The following is a 3,679-nucleotide window of genomic DNA, read 5'->3' on the forward strand; positions in this document are numbered from 1 at the left end:
CTTCGACTGCCGCCGTCTTGTGGCGCCTTGAAGTGGCTAAACCCGCTCAGAAGGTCATCTCATTGCCGTCGACGTACTTTGTGTCGCAATTGGCGCACCATGTAATGCAGTTGCTGCCGACGACCATGGTCGGTCCGCTCTTCTCCATCCCGAGGGCGCCATCGATCGTCGGAGCGCCGAAGATGTATTGATCTCCTGCCGGGTTCTTAAACCCGTCAATCGCCGCGCCGCGCCGCCACGCCTCCGCGATAGTGTCGAGGTCTGGTGCCATAAGAGTCTTCATGTCGACTTCCTCCGGATCGAGATGGTCTCGCCTCAGTGGCAAGCTCTGTCTCGAATACGCATCTCGACCTGGACCAGTTCCCTGTTCACTGCCGCACCGTGGCAATCCACGTGACGAGTTCAGCCCGTAAGATCGCGTTAGCCCAGATCGTGCCGATTCGGGTGAATTGGCTGCGAAGACGCGGAACCCATCGGTTGGTGGTCTACAGCCGTTGCCCACATGCCTGTGTCGTGGCTGCGGAACTAATCGATGCCAGGACACGTATACCATCGAAATGGCAACAAATGCCCAATTCTGAATTCCAGCAGTGCGTCAGGTTTGGATCGACTTTGGCAATACAGAATGTCAATGTCAGGGGTCAAGGGGGTATTTTGTGACTGCGTCTATCGAGGTTAGTAGAGGTTCTGGGCTCAGCCGCATCCTTCGAAGTGTGGTCGCCCCAGCGGCAGACCTGCTCGCCACGAGGTTGGTTTCCCTTCCCGGCCTGCGGAAGCCGGAACGCGACCTGCTCGTTGATGAGCTAATTAACTGTTTGGACCAATTGTTGCGCACGCAACTGGGGCGGACCCTCCTGATTGAGCTACACATTGCGCGGATCGGGGGCCGATTGGGCGCCGCGGAAGGGCAGCAGGGCTGGGAACGCTTCGTAGAGTTGTCGGCGACTTCCGATTACTGGCTGGAGTTGCAGGAAATCTACCCGGCTATGCGGGGGCGGGTAGACCGCATGGTATCCAATCGGGTGGATGCAGTCGTGGAGCTGGCACAGCGGCTTACTGACGACCGGGCGCGGTTGGCCGATTACGCCGGGGCAGACATGATGACCGGCGTGTCATTTGGCGCCGGTGATACACACCGCGATGGCCGCACGGTCGCTCGGGTGGATCTGGGTGCGGCGACGGTCTGGTACAAGCCTCGACCCGTCGAAGTTGACGTCGCGCTGAGAGAGCTAGTCAGGCAGCTTGACGCGATTGACGGCGCCGCGCCGACGTTCGGCGTGCCTGCAGTGCTGTCCGGTGCTGGATATGGCTGGGCTGAACATGTGGAACATCGCTACTGCGCTGATCCGAATGAGCTGCGTACATTCTATTCTGGCATGGGCGCCATGCTGGCCGTGATGGCATTGCTCAATGGTACCGATTTGCACCTGGAAAACGTAATCGCATGCGGTCCCTTGCCGGTCATAGTCGACTGCGAGACTCTGTTCACGCCTGGAAGCCAAGGCGCCTCGCCATTCGGCAAGGCGTTTGATACCGCGGTAGCCAGCATCACACCACTGCTACGGACCATGCTGCTGCCGCTTCGTGAGTCAGCCGTTCGGCAGGATATGTCTGGACTAGGCGGGTTGCCAGGCGAGCAGCCGAAGATCCGGGTGCCCGGCGTCGAGGAACCTGGCACAGACCAGGCTCGTGTGGTCATCAAGGAGCTTGAGGCGGTTGCGGCGAAGAATCTGCCCGCACCACAACCGAACCCTGGGCAGTACTGGGAGGCGTTGGTCGGCGGATACCAGGAATATTCCAAGCGCATCGATGGCCTAGACAGCAAAGGTGAGCTCGACCGGTCGTTGCGCCGGTTCGCAGGCCGCCAATTGCGCCTGGTGCCACGTGCCACTGATACTTATGTCAACTACGGACGTGCCTTATGGCACCCCGCGGGGTTGAAGGACCAGGCGGCGGCCGTAGCGGAAGCGTCCGAGCTGATGGCCCGGTACGTCGGTTCGGAACCACCGATGATGGCCGACGCTGAGGTGATCGCCTACGAGATCGGCGATCTACTGTGCGGAGATGTGCCAGTCTTCACCTTTACCCCGGACACCGGCACAGTCCATGACGGCAACGGCCGGATCTGTGCAGAGCATTCTGATCTTATCGAAATCGCACTGCGCGGGTGGCGGAAACGCGACCGCCAGCACGACAAGCGGATCATTGGGATGGCATTGCTTGGTGCACACCGGCGATGGGACCGTCTGCCATCCGGCGCCCCCACTCCTGTCCCCGACCGGCGGCAGCTGGATCGACCGATGGAAACCAGCCTGGCCGCCAAACTGGTGTCGCAGCTATGCCAGAGCGCCATCTTCGGCACAGATGGCACCGCAACCTGGATGACCTCAAACTATCTCTCGGTGTCGCCGGCCGGCTTCGACCTGTACAGCGGTCTGCCCGGCATCACTGCCACCCTGGCCGCCTACGCCCATCGTGCGGCGCGCGGCGACGCGCCGCACGTTCGGGAACTTGACGAAACGTTGGCGGGAGCGAAACGTAGCCTGCATCTGATATCGCCGGCGGGGATGGGTGTCGGTGGGTACAGCGGATTGGGTGGCCTGCTCTGGACCTGGTTGTTGTTGCATCACTTCGACGCGGAGGACCAAGTCCTAGACCAGGCGATACTGTGCGCCAAACTGGCCGCTGAAGTATTAGACAAGGACGACGAGTACGACATTATCGGAGGCGCCGCCGGTTTGATCGTGCCGGTACTCGGCCTCGCTACCCGCACCGGTGACAGGCGGCACCTCGCACTGGCTGAGCGGGCCGGCGAACACCTGCGTGCCGGAGCAATCGGTGATGAGCAGAAGGCACACTGGCCGACGGCGTACCCAGACGGGCTCGGCGGGTTCGCACACGGTTCAGCGGGGATCGGCTGGGCGCTGGCTCGGCTGGCGCTGGCCACCGGCAATGCACAGTGGACGACTCTGGCTGGCCGGGCTTTGCGGCACACGGAGTCGACCTATGACGCGACACAACAGGCGTGGATCGACATGAGGGAGGTCGGCTCGAGAGCACCAACGATGTGGTGTCATGGCAGTGCGGGGATCGGCCTTGCCGCCGCCGACCTACACCGGCGTGATCCACAATCTCAATACTTGGACATCTTCGGCCGGGCTCACGCGCACACCCAAAAACTCCCACCGGGCCGGAGCCACGCGATCTGCCATGGCGACTACGGCAACCTGGAACTACTCAACCACCCGCTGGCCAACCTGCAGTCAGGCGACAGGCAGCACCTTATCCGGACGCTTACCCACCAGACCGAGGTGCACGGCCCACTCATCCCCCCAGCGACGCAGACACCGCTGCCGGGCATGATGAACGGCATTGCTGGGCTGATCTACCAGCTACTGCGATCGCAGGATGCCGCAGCCTTTCCTTCAGTGCTGCTGCTAGAGAGCGCCGACCACCTGACGCCGACCGCAGTACAGGGCCCGGTGGTTGTGACAGGTTCGAGTGGCTCCGTCACAGTGGAGCCGAATCAAGCCGCCAGTGCCAGCCGGGACTAGGAGCTGTTCGGGGTTCGGATCTCGGTGGGTTTGTTGGTGGGCTGGTGACGGCTGGTAGAACTCGGTGGTGGCGCGTTTCGATGTGACGGATGCCGAGTGGGCGTTGATCGAGCCGTATCTGCCGG

At 62.0% G+C, this 3,679-nt stretch carries 2 protein-coding genes; one reads left to right on the forward strand and one right to left on the reverse strand.

The genetic code is table 11. From position 1 onward, the window contains the following. Positions 1–46: 46 nt before the first annotated feature. Positions 47–283 carry a DUF6229 family protein gene (locus AB0J67_RS39825; RefSeq protein ID WP_363490804.1) on the reverse strand — a complete coding sequence of 79 codons (237 nt, stop codon included), beginning with the start codon at positions 281–283 and terminating at the stop codon, positions 47–49. A gap of 430 nt (positions 284–713) precedes the next feature. Here AB0J67_RS39825 and AB0J67_RS39830 point away from each other — a divergent pair, with 430 nt between their 5' ends. Further along, complete coding sequence (locus tag AB0J67_RS39830) at positions 714–3,554, forward strand: type 2 lanthipeptide synthetase LanM family protein (protein WP_363490806.1); 2,841 nt, start codon at positions 714–716, stop codon at positions 3,552–3,554. Positions 3,555–3,679 lie beyond the last annotated feature (125 nt).

Origin of the sequence: Catellatospora sp. NPDC049609 (genome assembly GCF_040675365.1) — a bacterium.
Taxonomy (GTDB): domain Bacteria; phylum Actinomycetota; class Actinomycetes; order Mycobacteriales; family Micromonosporaceae; genus Catellatospora.